The following is a 16,601-nucleotide window of genomic DNA, read 5'->3' on the forward strand; positions in this document are numbered from 1 at the left end:
TAGTTGTAGGATGACTGACAACTTGCTTTGCGCGAGAGTCCGCCTTGCCCACGTCTTCAGCCCCCATCGTCACCTCGCTGCAGGCGATCCCCGTCGCCGGCCGCGACAGCATGCTGCTCAACCTGAGCGGCGCGCACAGCCCCTTCTTCACGCGCAACCTGCTGATCCTCACCGACAGCGCCGGCCGCAGCGGCGTTGGCGAGGTGCCGGGCGGCGAGAAGATCCGCCAGACGCTCGAAGATGCGCGCGAGCTGGTGGTCGGCCAGCCGGTCGCCAACGTGCGGGCGGTGATGCAGAAGATGCAGCGCGCCTTCGCCGACCGCGACAGCGGCGGCCGGGGCCTGCAGACCTTCGACCTGCGAACGACGATCCATGCCGTCACCGCCGTCGAGTCGGCGATGCTCGACCTGCTCGGCCAGCACCTGGGCCTGCCGGTGGCGGCGCTGCTCGGCGAAGGCCAGCAGCGCGACGCAGTGGAGATGCTCGGCTACCTGTTCTACGTCGGCGACCGGCGCAAGACCGACCTGCCGTATGCCGAGGAACCCGGCGCCGACAACGCCTGGTCGCGCCTGCGCCACGAGCCGGCGATGGACGCGCAGGCCATCGTGCGCCTGGCCGAGGCGGCGAGCGAGCGTTACGGTTTCAACGACTTCAAGCTCAAGGGCGGCGTGCTCGCCGGCGACGCCGAGGTCGACGCAGTGATCGCGCTGCATGAGCGCTTCCCGCAGGCCCGCGTGACGCTCGATCCGAACGGCGGCTGGTGGTTGAAGGACGCGATCCGCCTGGGCCACCGCATGCGCGGCGTGGTCGCCTACGCCGAAGACCCCTGCGGTGCCGAGCAGGGCTTCAGCGGCCGCGAGGTGATGGCCGAGTTCCGCCGCGCCACCGGGCTGCCCACCGCCACCAACATGGTCGCCACCGACTGGCGGCAGCTCTCGCATGCGCTCGCGCTGCAGTCGGTCGACATCCCGCTGGCCGACCCGCATTTCTGGACCCTGGCCGGTTCGGTGCGCGTGGCGCAGACCTGCCGCGACTGGGGCCTGACCTGGGGCTCGCACTCGAACAACCACTTCGATGTCTCGCTGGCGATGTTCACCCACGTCGGCGCCGCGGCGCCCGGCAAGGTGACCGCGATCGACACGCACTGGATCTGGCAGGACGGCCAGCGCCTGACCAAGGACCCGTTGCAGATCGTCGGCGGCCATGTGCAGGTGCCGAAGAAGCCGGGCCTGGGCGTGGAGCTCGACATGGCCGAGGTGCACAAGGCCCATCAGCTCTACCAGCAGTACGGCCTGGGCGCCCGCGACGACGCGATGGCGATGCAGTACCTCGTGCCGAACTGGACCTTCGACCCCAAGCGGCCTTGCCTGGTGCGCTGACGCACCGCACCCTTCACATTCCAGGACTCACCATGAAGAAGCTGATATTCGCCGCGCTGGCGGCCCTCACCGTGAACGCCTCGGCGCAGGCCTGGCCGAGCAAGCCGATCCGCATCGTCGTGCCTTACCCGCCGGGCGGCTCCTCGGACATCATCGCGCGTGCCATCTCGCAGCCGCTGGCCGAGGCGCTGAAGACGACGGTGATCGTGGAGAACAGGCCGGGCGCGAACGGCAACACCGGCACCGACTCGGTGGCCAAATCCAGCGACGGCCACACGCTGCTGCTGTGCGACGTCGGCGCGCTGGCCATCACCGCCTCGGTCTACAAGCAGCTGCCCTTCGAGCCGAGCAAGGACCTGCGCGGCGTGACCATGCTGGCCTACTCGCCGCACCTGCTGGTGGTGCACCCCTCGGTGAAGGCGAACAACCTGCAGGAGCTGGTGGCGCTGTCGCACAAGGAGAAGCTCAACTTCGCCGTCACCGCCATCGGCAGCGCGCCGCACCTGGCCGGCGTGGCGGTGGAGAAGGCGACGAAGGCCGAGTGGACCTACATCCCCTACAAGGGCGGCTCGCAGGCCATCGGCGACACGGTGGCCGGCCAGACGCAGGTGCTGATGAACGGCATGCTGGCCACGCTGCCGATGGTGCAGTCGGGCAAGCTGAAGGTGCTGGGCGTCTCCAAGGCCACGCGCGTGCCGCTGCTGGCCAATGTGCCGACCATCGCCGAGCAGGGCGTCAAGGGGTTCGAGTCGGGCACCTGGCAGGGCCTGCTGGTGCCTGCGGCCACGCCGCCGGCGGTGCTGGCGAAGCTCTCCGCCGAGCTCACCCGCATCATCCGCTCGCCCGAGGTGCGCGAACGCCTCGTCTCGCAGGGCGCCGAGGTCTATACGATGTCGCCCACCGAGTTCACGAGCTTCTTCGAGCGCGAGCGCAAGAACTGGGCGGGCGTCGTCGCCGCGGGCGGCGTGAAGATCGACTGAAGGAATCCCTTGAAGCACCGCATCCTGCAAGCCGGCCGGCTGCTGCCCTCGCTCGAGGCGCGGCTGACGGCCGAGTTCGACACCCACCTGCTGGCCAGCGAAGCCGACCCGCAGGCCTATCTGGCCGCGCATGGCGGCGAGTTCGAGGGCTTCGTCACCTCGGCCGGCGTGGGCATCAGCGCCGCGACGATGGACAGGATGCCGAAGCTGCGCGTCGTCTCCAGCTTCGGCGTCGGCCTGGACAAGCTGGACCTCGCTGCTGCCCAGTCACGCGGCATCGCCGTGGGCTACACGCCGGACGTGCTCAACGACTGCGTGGCCGACCTCGCCATGGTGCTGATGCTCGACGTGGCGCGCCGCGTCAGCGAGGCCGACCGCTACGTGCGCCGCGGCGGCTGGACGACCCCGGGCGTGGCCAGCTTCCCGCTGGCGCGCAAGGTCAGCGGCGCGAAGCTGGGCATCGTCGGCCTGGGCCGCATCGGGCAGACGATCGCGAAACGCGCCGGCGGCTTCGAGATGGACATCCGCTACCACAGCCGGCGGCCGGTGGAGGGCGCGCCGTGGCGGCACGAGCCTTCGCTGATCGAACTGGCGCGCTGGTGCGATTTCCTCGTCGTCATCACCGCCGGCGGCGCGGGCACGAAGCACCTGATCAATGCCGAGGTGCTGGACGCGCTCGGCCCGCGCGGCTTCATCGTCAATGTGGCGCGCGGCTCGGTGATCGACGAGGCGGCGCTGGTGCGCGCGCTGGTCGACAAGCGCATCGCAGGGGCGGGCCTGGACGTGTTCGAGAACGAGCCTCAGGTGCCCTCCGAACTCTTCACGCTGGACAACGTGGTGCTGCTGCCGCACATCGCCAGCGGCACGCAGGAGACGCGGCAGGCCATGGCCGACCGCACGTTCGACAACCTGCAGGGCTTTCTGCGCGACGGCCGCATGGTTTCGCCGGCGCCGCTGCCGAACTGAATCCGACCCGAGGGAGACCCAATGAGAGAGAACCGACTGCGCACGCTGTGGAAGAACGACCAGGCCGTGGTGAACGGCTGGCTGGCCATCCCGAACAGCTTCTCCGCCGAGGTCATGGCCCACCAGGGCTGGGACTCGCTGACCATCGACCTGCAGCACGGCGTGATCGACTACGCCACCATGGTGACGATGCTGCAGGCCATCTCGACCACGGCCACCGTGCCGGTGGTGCGCGTGCCCTGGCTGGAGCCGGGCATCATCATGAAGTCGCTCGATGCCGGTGCCTACGGCGTGATCTGCCCGATGGTCAACAACCGGGAGGAGGCGCAGCGCTTCATCGCCTACACGAACTACGCGCCGCGCGGCACGCGCAGCTTCGGCCCGGTGCGCGCCTCGCTGTACGGTGGCGCCGACTACCCGACGCAGGCCAACGACACCATCGTGCGATTCGCGATGATCGAGACGGCGCAGGCGCTGGACAACCTCGATTCGATCCTCTCCGTCGAGGGCCTGGACGCGATCTACATCGGTCCCTCGGACCTGTCGCTGGCGCTGGGCTGCAAGCCGGTGTTCGACGACGTCGACCCGAAAGCGGCGCAGGCCATCGACCACATCGTCGAACGCGCCAAGGCGCATGGCGTGGTGGCCGGCATCCACAACGGCCGGCCCGACGTGGCGCTGGGTCGCATCGCCAAGGGCTTCCGTTTCGTGACGGTGGGCTCGGACGCGCGGCTGCTGGCCGGCGGCTCGCAGGACCTGCTCGGCGCGATGCGCGCCAAGTGACCCCCAAGGAACTCACATGCAGATCGGATTCATCGGGCTGGGCATTATGGGCGCGCCGATGGCGGGCCACTTGCGAGCGGCAGGGCACGAGCTGTTCGTGCACACGCGCAGCAAGGTACCTGCGGCGCTCACCGATGCGGGCGCGGTCGCCTGCAGCTCGGCGAAGGACGTGGCGCAGCGTGCCGACATCGTCTTCACGATGGTGCCGGACACGCCGGACGTGGAGAAGGTGCTGTTCGGCGAGAGCGGGGTGGCAGCGGGGCTGAGCAAGGGCAAGACGGTGGTGGACATGAGCTCCATCTCGCCGATCGAGACCAAGGCGTTTGCCAAGCGGATCAACGAGCTGGGCTGCGACTACCTGGATGCACCGGTGTCCGGCGGCGAAGTCGGCGCCAAGGCGGCCAGCCTGACCATCATGGTGGGCGGCCCGCAGGCGGCGTTCGACAAGGTGCTGCCCCTCTTCCAGCTGATGGGCAAGAACATCACCCTGGTGGGCGGCAACGGCGACGGGCAGACCACCAAGGTGGCCAACCAGATCATCGTGGCGCTGAACATCGCCGCGGTGGGCGAGGCGCTGGTGTTCGCGAGCAAGGCCGGGGCCGACCCGGCCAAGGTGAGGCAGGCGCTGATGGGCGGCTTCGCCGCCAGCCGGATCCTCGAGGTGCATGGCGAGCGCATGATCAAGCGCACCTTCAACCCGGGCTTCCGCATCGCGCTGCACCAGAAGGACCTGAACCTGGCGCTGCAGGGCGCCAAGGCGCTGGGCGTGAGCCTGCCGGGCACGGCCAACGTGGCGCAGCTGATGCAGGCCTGCGCGGCGCACGGAATGCAGGACCAGGACCACTCGGCACTGGTGCGCGCGCTGGAATTGCTGGCCAGACACGACATCGCCTGAGCCCGCTCAAGGGCCGTGCAACGCGGTGGCGTGGCACGCAGGCCTATTGATCCACCGCAAGACGCCTGTCAAGGGGGCGAGACACAGTCCACTCCATCGAGAACCACATCCGGGGACTGCGCTTGGACACCCACACCACCAGCAGCGGCACCTCCGCCCGGCCCGTGCGGGCCATGCGGCCGCGCCGAATCGCACCGGGTTCGATCCCGGCGCCAGCGGCGGGCGGCGCCGCGTTCTGGACGGCCGTGCTCGGCCCGCCGGCCTTGCCGGTCGAGATCCTCTCTGCCTTGCAGGAGATGGCGCAGGTGCGAGAGCTGCCTGCGGGCAGCCTGCTCGTCTCCAGCCGTGAACAGGCCCGCGACCTGTGCCTGCTTGCCCGCGGCGACGCGGCGCTGGGGACCGCGCCCGACGACGGGCCGTTCCAGCCCGAACGCAGCCTGCAGGGGCCGGCCTGGATCGACGCCAGCAGCGCCTGGCTCGGCGGCACGCCGGCGCAGGACGCGATGGCGCTGTCCGACGTGCAGGTGGTGACGCTGCCGCGCGCCGAGGTGCAATCGCTGCTGCAACGCTACCCCGAACTCGGCCGGCGCATCGTCGTGACGCTTGCGCAACAGGTTCACTCGCTCACGATGGCGACCCACGACCTGATGCACAAGGACGCCGAAGGCCGCTTTGCCGCTTGGTTGTTGCAGCGCTGCGCCAGCGAAGCGGGCAGCGATGGCTCGATCACCGTGGCGCTCAGCGAACGCAAGCGCGACATCGCGTCGCAGCTCGCGATCACGCCCGAGACCTTGTCGCGTCTGCTGCGCCAGCTCAGCCGCAAGGGCCTGATCTACGTGATGGGCTACACCGTCAAGGTGCTGGACGTCGCGGCGCTGCGCCTGCTCGCCGAAGCCTGAGCCTCGGCGCCGGCGGGCTCGCAGGCGGCACTCGCCGCCTGCAGCAGTTGCGCCACCACGGACGCGGCGATCACCTCGGGCTCCTTGCCCACGATGCCGGGCACGCCGATCGGGCAGGTCAGGCGCGCGATCGCCTCGGCGGGGATGCCGCGTTCCTCGAAGCGGTGGATGAAGCGCGCGCGTTTCGTCTGTGATCCGATCAAGCCGAAGAAGCCGAAGTCGCCGCGGCGCAGGATCGCCTCGGCGATGCGCAGGTCGAGGTCGTGCCGGTGCGTGAGCACGAGGTAGAAGGCGCCGCGCGGCGCCTCGCGAACCTCGGCCTCGAGCGTGTCGACGCAGACCTTGCGCGTGTGAGCCGGCAGCATGCCGTCGGGCGGGAACTCGTCGTCGCGCTCGTCGATCCAGTCCACGCGTACGTTCAGCGGCGCGAGTGCGTTCACGATCGCCCGGCCGACGTGGCCGGCGCCATAGAGTTGCAGGTGAAAGCGTGGCGCGGCCAGCGGCCAGGCCGCGACGGACGCGGCGTCGAGCCGCGTGAAGCCCAGCGTCACCGCGCCACCGCAGCACTGGCCCAGCGCCGGGCCGAGCGGGTAGTGCGCCGACTGGGGGGTGGCGTCGCCCGCCGCGAGCAGGCGGCGCGCCCGCTCGATCGCCTTCAGCTCCAGGTGGCCGCCACCGATCGTGCCTTCGCAGCGCATGGTGCTCACCAGCATGCGCGTGCCCGCCTCGCGGGGTGCGGAGCCCAGCGCCTGGGTCACCTCCACCAGCACCGCCGGCGTGCCCTCGGCGAGCCAGCGGGCGGCGGTGTCTCGCAGGGACGCCATCGCCTCAGCCCCGCTGCACGGCCGTGAGGGCGCGCAGGATGGATTCGCTGGTGGCCGGCGCGGCGAGCGGCGGGTCGACCCGGTGCCCGCCCACGGACGACACCGCATCGCGAATCGCATAGAAGACCGAGAAGGGCAGCAGCAGCGGCGGCTCGCCGACCGCCTTGCTGCGGTGGATGCTGTCTTCGACGTTGTCGTTCTCGAACAGCTTCACGTTGAACACCGGCGGGCAGTCGTTGGCCGTCGGGATCTTGTAGGTGCTCGGGGCATGCGTCGTCAGCTTGCCGCTGACCGGGTGCCACACCAGCTCCTCCATCGTCAGCCAACCCATGCCCTGGATGAAGGCGCCCCTCGACTGGCCGATGTCGATGGCCGGGTTGAGCGAGCGGCCCACGTCGTGCAGCACGTCGGCGCGCAGCAGCTTCCATTCGCCGGTCAGCGTGTCCACCAGCACCTCGCTGACCGCGGCGCCGTAGGCGAAGTAGTAGAACGGCCGGCCTTGCAGCTTCTCGCGGTCCCAGCTCAGGCCGGGGGTGGCGTAGAAGCCGTCGGACCAGAGCTGCACGCGGTCCTGGTAGGCCTGCGCCACCACGGCCGAGAAGGGCAGGCTGCGCCCATTCACTTCGACCTGGGCATTGGCGAAGCGCACCGACGCGGCGTCCCCGCCGTGGTGCGCGGCCGCGCAGGCGGCCAGGCGCTCGCGGATCTGTCGCGCAGCATCCTGCGCCGCCTTCCCGTTGAGGTCGCTGCCCGTCGAGGCGGCGGTCGCGGACGTGTTGGCCACTTTCTGCGTGTCGGTGGCGGTGACGCGCACCGACTCGAAGCGAACGCCCAGCTCGTGCGCCACCACCTGCGCCACCTTGGTGTTCAGGCCCTGGCCCATCTCGGTGCCGCCGTGGTTCACCAGGATGGAGCCGTCGTTGTAGACATGCACCAGCGCCCCGGCCTGGTTGAAATGCTTGACGTTGAAGGAGATGCCGAACTTCACCGGCGTCAGCGCCAGGCCGCGCTTGAGCAGCGGGCTGGCGGCGTTGGACTTCGCGATGGCGGCCCGCCGGGCGCGGTAGTCGCTGGTCTTCTCCAGCTCGGCCACCAGTTCGTGGATGACGTTGTCCTCGACCTTCTGTCCGTAGGGCGTGCTCTGCCCCTGACCGTAGAAGTTGACGCGCCGAACGTCCAGCGCATCCTTGCCGAGTGTCCGCGCCACGCTGTCAAGGATGTTCTCGATGGCGATGGCGCCCTGCGGGCCGCCGAAGCCGCGGAAGGCGGTGTTGCTCTGCGTGTTCGTCTTGCCCGAATAACCGTGCATGGCCACGTCAGGCAGCCAGTAGGCGTTGTCGAAGTGGCACAGCGCGCGCGTCATCACCGGGCCGGAAAGATCGGCCGAATGGCCGGCGCGCGACACCATGGTTACCTCGGCGCCGAGGATGCGGCCCGCGTCGTCGTAGCCCGCCTCGTACTCGTACCAGAAGCAGTGGCGCCGGCCGGTGATCAGGAAGTCGTCGTCGCGGTCCAGGCGCAGCTTGACGGGGCGGTTCAGCTTTCGGGCTGCCACCGCGGCGATGCAGGCGAAGGGCGCCGACTGCGACTCCTTGCCGCCGAAGCCGCCGCCCATGCGCCGGCACTCGACCTGCACGTGGTGCGCATGCAGCTTCAGTGCGTGCGCCACCAGGTGCTGCATCTCGCTGGGGTGCTGCGTCGAGCAGTGCACCAGCATGCCGTCGTCCTCTTTCGGGATGGCATAGCTGATCTGCCCCTCGAGGTAGAACTGTTCCTGCCCGCCGACGTCGAAGCTGCCCTTGATGCGATGCGGTGCGCGCTCGATGGCCGATCGCGCCTCCCCGCGTTGCAGGTGCATGGGCGGCAGCACGTACTGGCCCTTCGCGTGCGCCTCCTGCGGCGTCAGCACGGCGGGCAACGTTTCGATCTGCATCACCGACTTGGCTTGCGCGGCGGCGCGGCGCGCGATGTCGCGCGTCGTCGCGATCACCGCGAACACCGGCTGGCCGAGGAAGCGCAGTTCGCCCTCGGCGAGGATCGGCTCGTCGTGCACGATCGAGCCGCAGTCGTTCGGGCCGGGGATGTCGGCGGCCGTCAGCACGGCCACCACGCCGGGCAGGGCGCGCAGGCCGTCGAGCGACAGGCTCTTCAGGGTGCCGTGCGCCACCGGCGACAGGCCGAGTGCGCAGTGCAGGGTGCCGGCGAGCTCGGGCAGGTCGTCGATGTAGGTGGCTTCGCCGGCCACGTGCAGGTGCGCCGACTCGTGCGGCCGGCCGATGCCGACCTGCGGCGTGGCAGTGGAGAGCAGGGCGGGAGCGATCGGCTTGTTCATCTCAAGCCTCCTCGTGGGTCATGGCGGCGAACACGCTCGTGGCGCTGGCCGGCAGCGGGTCTTTCGTGCGTGTCTCGAGCCAGAAGCGCTGCAGCAGGTTGGCCGCCACCTGGGCGCGGTAGGCGGCGCTGGCGCGCATGTCGCTCAGCGGCTTGAAGTCTTCGGCCAGCGCCGCCTGCGCCGCCGCCACGCTGGCCTGCGACCAGGGCTGGCCGACCAGCGCCGCCTCGGCCGCCGCGGCGCGCTTGACCACCGCCGCCAGGCCGCCGAAGGCCAGCCGCACCGCGCTGACCGTGTCGCCGTCGAGCTCGATCGCGAGGCCGGCGCACAGCGCCGAGATGTCGCAGTCGAAACGCTTGCTGATCTTGTAGGCGCGCACCTGCCGGCGTGCCGGCAGCGCGGGGATCACCACGGCCTGCACGAACTCGCCCGGCTCGAGCCGGTTCTTCATGTAGTCGACGTAGAAATCGGGAAGCGGCATCCGCCGCACGCGCTGACCGCGGCGCAGTTCGATCTGCGCATCGAGCGCCATCAGCACCGGCGCGCTGTCGCCGATCGGCGAGCCGTTGGCGACGTTGCCGCCCATCGTGCCGGCATGGCGAATCGGCGGCGAGGCGAAACGCAGCCACACGTCGGTCAGCGCGGGCCAGCGCTGCGCCAGCGCGCGCCAGGCGGCTTCGAGCGAAGCGCCGGCGCCGATCCACAGGCCGCCCCGGCCGCCGGCATCGAGCGGCTCGATGCGCTTGAGCTCTGCCACCTCGCCGAGGTAGACGATCTCGCCGAGTTCGCGGAACTGCTTGTTGACCCACAGGCCCACGTCGGTGGAGCCGGCGAGCAGCCGCGCATCGGGCTTGGCCTCGCGCAGACAGGCGAGTTCGTCCAGCGTCTTCGGCGCATGGAAGCCCGCGCCCTGCGCGTAGTGGAAGGTGCCCGGCGCTGCCAGGTCGCGCAGCGCCTTCACCACCGGCGCGGTGTCGAGCGTCGCCGCGGGCAGCTCGAACATGCGCTGCCCGGCGTCGAGGATGGGCCGGTAGCCGGTGCAGCGGCACAGGTTGCCCGAGAGTTCGTCGGCCAGTGCCTGCCGCGTCGGCACGCTGCCGGCAGCGCGGTGCTGCTCGTAGCAGGACCACATCGACATCACGAAGCCCGGCGTGCAGAAGCCGCATTGCGAGCCGTGGCACTCGACCATCGCCTGCTGCGTCGGGTGCAGCGCCTCGCCCGGCGCGATCGCCTTCACGTCCTCGACGCTGAACAGCGCCTTGCCGTCCAGCGTGGGCAGGAACTGGATGCAGGCGTTCACCGTCTGCAGCGTCAGGCCGCGCACCGCCTGCTTGTCGCCCGGCGCGGCGAGCGTGCCGATGACCACCGTGCAGGCGCCGCAATCGCCCTCGTTGCAGCCTTCCTTGGTGCCGGTGCAGCGCGCGTCTTCGCGCAGCCAGTCGAGCACGCTGCGGGTGGGGGCGGCGTCGGCCACTTCGACGACGCGGCCGCGGTGGAAGAAGCGGATCGGGCGGGTGTGCATGGCGCTCTCAGGACAGATGCGTTCGGCCGGACGGTACGCCCTTGCGCGGGCTTGCGTATACGATCATGTGCATATTACCTATCATGGAACTCATATGGCACAGCGCGGCGATTTCGACAAGATCGAGCTCCATCTCATCCGGGTGTTGCAGACCTTGATCACCGAACGCAGCGTATCCCGGGCCGCCGTGCGATTGAACAGCACGCAGCCCGCCGTCAGCGCCCAGCTCAAGCGGCTGCGTGCGCTGACGGGCGATCCGTTGCTGGTGCGTGCCGGCAACGGCATGACGCCCACCGAGACGGCCTTGCAACTCCTGGACCCGGCCAGCCGCCTGCTGCAGGATGCCGACCGCCTGTTCAGCCCGCATTCGCGCCAGCGGTCCTTCGAGCCGGCGCACAGCGCGCTGACCTTCCGCATCGCCGCCAGCGACTACCTCGACCCGCTGTTCCTGCCCGAGCTGGTGGCGCACCTGCAGCGGCAGGCTCCGGGGGCCCGCCTCGAGCTGATGCCGCTGTCCGGCGCCTTCGACTACCGGCGCAGCCTGGCGCAGGGTGCCGTCGACCTGGTGATCGGCAACTGGCTCGAGCCGCCAGGCGAGCTGCACCTGGGCCGGCTGATGTCCGACGAGATCGTCTGCCTGGTCGGCGAGGACCACCCGGCCGCCCGGCTGAGCGCGCGCGCCTGGACCGCCGAGCGCTACCTCGAGTGCCAGCACGTGGCTCCGACGCCGCTGCATGCCAATGCCCCCGGCGTGATCGACGAGCACCTGGCTTCGCTGGGCGTGCGGCGCGACATCGTGGTGCGCACGGCGCACTTCAGCCTGATCCCGCTGATGGTGGCACAGAGCCTGCTGGTGCTGACCACCGGGCGCCTGTTCTGCTCGCGCTATGTCGACAGCCTGCCGGTGCGCATCGTGCGCTGCCCGGTGGCCTTCCCGCCCTTGACCTACTACCAGCTCTGGCACGACCTGACCCACGCCTCCGCCGCCAACCGCTGGTTGCGCGAGCAGGTGCGCGAGGTGGCGCGCAACCTGTCCGGCCACGGCATGCTGCGGCGGCCGCGCGCACGCACCGAGGGCAAGGCATGACGGCGCGGGTCGCGATCTTCGGCGACCTGCTCGACTTCACGGCCGAACCGGCCTGGGGCGAGACGCTGTCCAGCGCGGTGCGCTGGCGGCCGGCGCACTGGCTGCTGGTCGAAGGCGGGCGCATCGTCGCGGTGCAGGCCGATGCACCGGATGCGAGCTGGGAGCGGCACGACCACGCCGGCCGGCTGGTGCTGCCCGGCTTCATCGACACCCACGTGCACAGCCCGCAGCTCGACGTGATCGCCAGCTACGGCACCGAGTTGCTCGACTGGCTCAACACCTACACCTTCCCGGCCGAGCGGCGCTACGCCGATCCCGCGCAGGCGGAGGCCGGCGCGGCGCTCTTCCTCGACGCGCTGCTGGCGCACGGCACCACCTCGGCGGTGGTGTTCCCGACCGTGCACAAGGTGTCGGCCGACGCGCTGTTCGCCGCCGCCGCGCAGCGCGGCATGCGGCTGATCGCCGGCAAGGTGCTGATGGACCGCCACGCCCCCGACGGCCTGCGCGACGACGTGGTGCAGGCCGAGCGCGACTGCCGCGAGCTGATCGAGCGCTGGCACGGCCACGAGCGCCTGGCCTACGCAGTGACGGTGCGCTTCGCGCCCACCAGCTCGCCCGAACAGCTGGCCATGGCCGGGCGGCTGTGCGCGCAGGACCCGACGCTGTACATGCAGACCCACGTGGCCGAGAACCGTGCCGAGGTGCAATGGGTGCGCGAACTCTTCCCCGAGGCGCGCAGCTACCTCGACGTCTACGCGCGTGCCGGGCTGCTGCACCCGCGCAGCGTGCTGGCGCACGGCATCTGGCTCGACGACGCCGACCGTGCCGCGCTGCGCGACAGCGGCGCGCAGATCGCGCACAGCCCGTCGTCCAACCTGTTCCTCGGCAGCGGCCTGTTCGGCTGGCGCGCCGCGGAGGCGGCAGGTGTGGCGGTCAGCCTGGCCACCGACGTGGGCGGCGGCACCAGCCTGTCGATGCTGCGCACCCTGGCCGACGCCTACAAGGTGCAGGCGATGGCCGGCGAGCGGTTGACGGCCTGGAAGGCGCTGCACGCCGCCACGCGTGGCGCGGCGCGCTCGCTCGGCCTGGGCGACGAGATCGGTTCGCTGGAGCCCGGCCGCCATGCCGACGTGGCGGTGTGGGACTGGGCCGTCGGCCCGGTGGCCGGGCGCCGCATGGCCGTCGCCCAGGCCTTGCACGAGCAGGTGTTCGCCTGGCTCACGCTCGGCGACGAGCGCAACCTCGCGGCGGCCTACGTGGCCGGCCGCCCCGCCTACCGCCGGAGCTGAGGCATGGAAATTGCGCTTCGGGCCTTCCGGCACCTTGCCGAATCCGTTTCACCCATCACACAAAGGACAACCATGCACGCTCTCAGCAAGATCACCGCCGCCGCGCTGCTTGTCGCGGCCTCCACCGCCGGCCACGCCGCCGACTGGAGCGACACCTCGATCGGCTTTCGCACCGGCAGCAAGTTCGCCGAGCCCTTCGGCTCGACCGAGATCCACAAGAACATCGTCAACCTGACGCACGTCAGCGGCTACAAGTACGGCTCGAACTTCTTCAATGCCGACTTCCTGATGTCCGACGAGAAGGACCCGGCCGGCGCCGGCTCCACCAACGGTGCGCACGAGGTCTACATCGTCTACCGCAACACGCTGGACATCGAGAAGACCACCGGCACGCCGATGAAGTTCGGGCCGGTCCGCGGTGTCGGCCTGACCCTCGGTTTCGACGTCAACGCCAAGACCGACGCGGGCTACAACTCCAAGAAGCGCATGTTCGTGTTCGGCCCGACGCTCAGCATCGACGTGCCCGGCTTCCTGAACGTCGGCCTGCTGGTGCTCAAGGAGAGCAACGCGCCGTACAACACCTTCTCGAACACCAGCACGCCGCGCTACAGCTACAAGACGCACCCGATGCTGACGGCCGCCTGGGGCATCCCGCTGTCCAAGGAGATCCCGATCTCGTTCGAGGGCTTCGCCAACTTCATCGCCTCCAAGGGCAAGAACGAATTCGGCGGCGACACCGCGGCCGAGACCAACATCGACATGCAGATCATGCTCGACGTCGGCGCGCTCTCCGGCGGCCCCAAGGGCACTTTCAAGGTCGGCCTGGAGTACCAGTACTGGAAGAACAAGTTCGGCAACGACGCGTCCGGCCCGGCCGGCGACGGCGCGTTCGCGAAGACGCCTATGCTTCGCGCCGAGTACCACTTCTGATCTGAGGCAGGGAACCCGACCCGCGGCCAGCAGGCCGCGGGCAACCCGCGAAGGAGGAGACATGCTTCGCCTCGAACTGATCGACATCAGCAAGCAGTACCCGGCCGTCAAGGCCAACGACCGCGTCAACCTGCGCGTCAAGCCCGGCGAGATCCATGCCGTGCTGGGCGAGAACGGCGCGGGCAAGTCGACCATGATGAAGATGATCTACGGCGCCGTCCGCCCCGACGAGGGCGAGATCCGCTGGAACGGCCAGGCCGTGCAGATCGCCTCGCCCGCGCAGGCGCGGCAGCTGGGCATCAGCATGGTCTACCAGCACTTCAGCCTGTTCGACACGCTGACGGCGGCCGAGAACGTCTGGCTCGGCCTCGACAAGAGCCTGACGCTCGCCGAAGTGACCGAGCGCATCAATCAGGTCGCCAGCGTCTACGGGCTGGACGTCGATGCGCTGCGCCCGGTGCACACGCTGTCGGTGGGCGAGCGCCAGCGCGTCGAGATCGTGCGCGCGCTGCTCACCAACCCCAAGCTGCTGATCCTCGATGAGCCGACCTCGGTGCTGACGCCGCAGGCGGTCGACAAGCTCTTCGTCACGCTGCGCAAGCTGGCCGACGAAGGCTGCTCCATCCTGTACATCAGCCACAAGCTCGACGAGATCCGCGCGCTGTGCCACCACTGCACGGTGCTGCGCGGCGGCAAGGTCACCGGCGAGGTCGACCCGACACTGGAAAGCAACGCCAGCCTCTCGCGCCTGATGATCGGCGCCGAGCCGCCGCAACTGCAGCACATCCAGGCCAAGCTGGGCGGCACGGTGCTCGCGGTGAAGGGGCTGTCGGTGCCCAAGGACGACCCGTTCGCCACCGAACTGTCGGACATCGCCTTCGACGTGCGCGCCGGCGAGATCGTCGGCATCGCGGGGGTCTCGGGCAACGGCCAGCAGGAGCTGATGGCCGCGCTGTCCGGCGAGGACTTGCGCGCGCCCACCGGATCGATCGCGCTGTTCGGCCAGGACATCTCGCACGACTCGCCGCGCAAGCGACGCAAGGAAGGCCTGCACTTCGTGCCCGAGGAGCGCCTGGGCCGCGGCGCGGTGCCCACGCTGTCGCTCGCGCAGAACACGCTGCTCACGCGCACCGGCACGGTCGAGCGCTCGGGCTGGATCCGCACTGCCGAGGTCACGCAGCTCGCGCAGGACCTGATCAAGCGCTTCAACGTGAAGGCCGGCGGGCCGCAGGCGGCAGCCAAGAGCCTGTCGGGTGGCAACCTGCAGAAGTTCATCGTCGGCCGCGAGATCGATGCCGACCCGAAGCTGCTGATCGTCTCGCAGCCGACCTGGGGCGTGGACGTCGGCGCCGCCGCGCAGATCCGCGGCGAGCTGCTGGCGCTGCGCGACAAGGGCTGCGCGCTGCTGGTCGTCAGCGAGGAGCTCGACGAGCTGTTCGAGATCTGCGACCGCCTCGTCGTCATCGCGCAGGGCAAGGTGTCGCCGAGCATCGCGACCTCGAAGGCGACCATCGAGATGATCGGCGAGTGGATGTCCGGCCTGTGGGACAAGGCCGACGCGAAGGAGGCGGATCATGCTCAAGCTTGAAGCCCGCCCGGAAGCATCGAGGGTCATGTCGATCGCCTCGCCACTGCTGGCGCTGGCGATCACCGTGGTGCTGGGTACCATCCTCTTCGTCGCGCTGGGCAAAGACCCGATGCGCGGCCTCTACGTCTTCTTCATCGAGCCGGTGAAGAGCGCCTACGCGCTGTCGGAGCTGGCCATGAAGGCCACGCCGCTGCTGCTCATCGCGCTCGGGCTGTCGGTGTGCTTCCGCTCCAACGTGTGGAACATCGGCGCCGAGGGGCAGTTCATCGTCGGTGCCATCTTCGCCAGCGGCGTGGCCATGCAGGCCGGGCCGGAGACGGGGCGCTGGATCGTCGTGCCGGTGCTGCTCGCCGGCGTGCTCGGCGGCATGGTCTGGGCGGGCATCGTGGCGCTGCTGCGCGACCGCTTCAACGCCAGCGAGATCCTGGTCAGCCTGATGATGGTCTACATCGCCGACATGGTGCTGAGCTACCTCGTCTACGGCCCCTGGAAGGACCCGGCGGGCTACAACTTCCCGCAGACCATCACCTTCCTGAAGAGCACGCAGGTGCCTCGGCTGTTCGACGGCTCGCGCGTCAACCTCGGACTGCCGATCGCGCTGGTGCTGGTGGCGGTGTTCTGGGTGCTGCTGTTCCGCACCTACGCCGGCTTCCAGCTGCAGGTCGGCGGCCTGGCGCCGGCGGCGGCGCGCTACGCCGGCTTCTCGTCGCGCAAGGCCTTGTGGATGGCGTTGCTGCTGTCGGGTGGCATGGCCGGCCTGGCCGGCGCGCTCGAAGCGGCCGGGCCGCTGGGCCAGCTCACGCCGCACGTGCCGGCGGGCTACGGCTTCGCCGCCATCATCGTCGCCTTCGTCGGCCGCCTGCACCCGGTGGGCGCGATCTTCTCGGCGGTGCTGATGAGCATGTTCTACATCGGCGGCGAACTCGCGCAGTCGCGACTGGGCCTGCCCAAGTCGCTGACCGGCGTGTTCCAGGGCCTGCTGCTGTTCACGCTGCTGGCCTGCGACACGCTGATCCACTACCGCATCCGCTGGAAGTCGGCGCAGCCGCACGCCGCCAAGCCGGCCGCGCCGGCGCCCGTGAGCACCGGCGCGGGCACCACCGCCACCACCGGAAAGGGAGCCTGAC

Annotated in this window: 14 protein-coding genes; 11 read left to right on the plus strand and 3 right to left on the minus strand. The window is 70.0% G+C overall.

The window, feature by feature from the left end:
* The first annotated feature begins 44 nt into the window (after positions 1–44).
* From gudD to HZ992_RS05150, 6 genes are all read left to right on the plus strand, one after another.
* The gene (gene gudD / locus HZ992_RS05125; protein ID WP_209385608.1) at positions 45–1,379 is read left to right on the plus strand and encodes a glucarate dehydratase; all 1,335 of its coding nucleotides are present in this window, start codon (positions 45–47) and stop codon (positions 1,377–1,379) included.
* Positions 1,380–1,411: 32 nt separating this feature from the next.
* The gene (locus HZ992_RS05130) at positions 1,412–2,359 is read left to right on the plus strand and encodes a Bug family tripartite tricarboxylate transporter substrate binding protein (protein ID WP_209385609.1); all 948 of its coding nucleotides are present in this window, start codon (positions 1,412–1,414) and stop codon (positions 2,357–2,359) included.
* Between the two features lie 9 nt (positions 2,360–2,368).
* Positions 2,369–3,325, plus strand: a complete 957-nt coding sequence (locus HZ992_RS05135) for a 2-hydroxyacid dehydrogenase (RefSeq protein WP_209385610.1) — start codon at positions 2,369–2,371, stop codon at positions 3,323–3,325.
* Positions 3,326–3,346: 21 nt separating this feature from the next.
* The gene (locus HZ992_RS05140; RefSeq protein WP_209385611.1) at positions 3,347–4,108 is read left to right on the plus strand and encodes an HpcH/HpaI aldolase family protein; all 762 of its coding nucleotides are present in this window, start codon (positions 3,347–3,349) and stop codon (positions 4,106–4,108) included.
* Positions 4,109–4,124: 16 nt separating this feature from the next.
* Entirely contained in the window at positions 4,125–5,003 is an 879-nt protein-coding gene (glxR, locus tag HZ992_RS05145; RefSeq protein ID WP_209385612.1) for a 2-hydroxy-3-oxopropionate reductase, read from the plus strand.
* 122 nt (positions 5,004–5,125) lie between these two features.
* On the plus strand, positions 5,126–5,902 hold the full coding sequence (locus HZ992_RS05150) for a Crp/Fnr family transcriptional regulator (RefSeq protein ID WP_209385613.1): 777 nt from the start codon (positions 5,126–5,128) through the stop codon (positions 5,900–5,902).
* On the opposite strand, the gene xdhC is transcribed toward HZ992_RS05150, so the two are convergent.
* The 3 genes from xdhC to xdhA are packed head-to-tail and all read right to left on the minus strand — an operon-like array spanning position 5,848 to position 10,580.
* Complete coding sequence (xdhC, locus tag HZ992_RS05155; protein ID WP_209385614.1) at positions 5,848–6,726, minus strand: xanthine dehydrogenase accessory protein XdhC; 879 nt, start codon at positions 6,724–6,726, stop codon at positions 5,848–5,850. The two genes, HZ992_RS05150 and xdhC, sit on opposite strands and share 55 nt — an antisense overlap.
* Before the next feature lie 4 nt (positions 6,727–6,730).
* On the minus strand, positions 6,731–9,058 hold the full coding sequence (gene xdhB, locus HZ992_RS05160) for a xanthine dehydrogenase molybdopterin binding subunit (protein ID WP_209385615.1): 2,328 nt from the start codon (positions 9,056–9,058) through the stop codon (positions 6,731–6,733).
* Position 9,059: 1 nt separating this feature from the next.
* Positions 9,060–10,580: a xanthine dehydrogenase small subunit gene (gene xdhA, locus HZ992_RS05165; protein ID WP_209385616.1), complete on the minus strand. Its 1,521-nt coding sequence runs from the start codon at positions 10,578–10,580 to the stop codon at positions 9,060–9,062.
* Between the two features lie 94 nt (positions 10,581–10,674).
* Here xdhA and HZ992_RS05170 point away from each other — a divergent pair, with 94 nt between their 5' ends.
* From HZ992_RS05170 to HZ992_RS05190, 5 genes are all read left to right on the plus strand, one after another.
* Complete coding sequence (locus tag HZ992_RS05170) at positions 10,675–11,667, plus strand: LysR family transcriptional regulator (RefSeq protein WP_209385617.1); 993 nt, start codon at positions 10,675–10,677, stop codon at positions 11,665–11,667.
* Complete coding sequence (guaD, locus tag HZ992_RS05175; protein ID WP_209385618.1) at positions 11,664–12,956, plus strand: guanine deaminase; 1,293 nt, start codon at positions 11,664–11,666, stop codon at positions 12,954–12,956. Before HZ992_RS05170 ends, guaD begins: the two co-directional genes overlap by 4 nt.
* A gap of 72 nt (positions 12,957–13,028) precedes the next feature.
* A complete protein-coding gene (locus HZ992_RS05180) occupies positions 13,029–13,886 on the plus strand; it encodes an outer envelope protein (protein WP_209385619.1) in 858 nt (285 codons plus the stop codon).
* Between the two features lie 61 nt (positions 13,887–13,947).
* Positions 13,948–15,474 (plus strand): ABC transporter ATP-binding protein, encoded by a 1,527-nt coding sequence (locus tag HZ992_RS05185; RefSeq protein WP_209385620.1) that lies wholly within the window; start codon positions 13,948–13,950, stop codon positions 15,472–15,474.
* Positions 15,461–16,600: an ABC transporter permease gene (locus HZ992_RS05190; protein ID WP_209385621.1), complete on the plus strand. Its 1,140-nt coding sequence runs from the start codon at positions 15,461–15,463 to the stop codon at positions 16,598–16,600. Before HZ992_RS05185 ends, HZ992_RS05190 begins: the two co-directional genes overlap by 14 nt.
* The last annotated feature ends 1 nt before the right edge of the window (position 16,601 follow it).

It is taken from the genome of Rhizobacter sp. AJA081-3, from assembly GCF_017795745.1.
In the GTDB taxonomy this organism is placed as follows: Bacteria; Pseudomonadota; Gammaproteobacteria; order Burkholderiales; family Burkholderiaceae_C; genus Piscinibacter.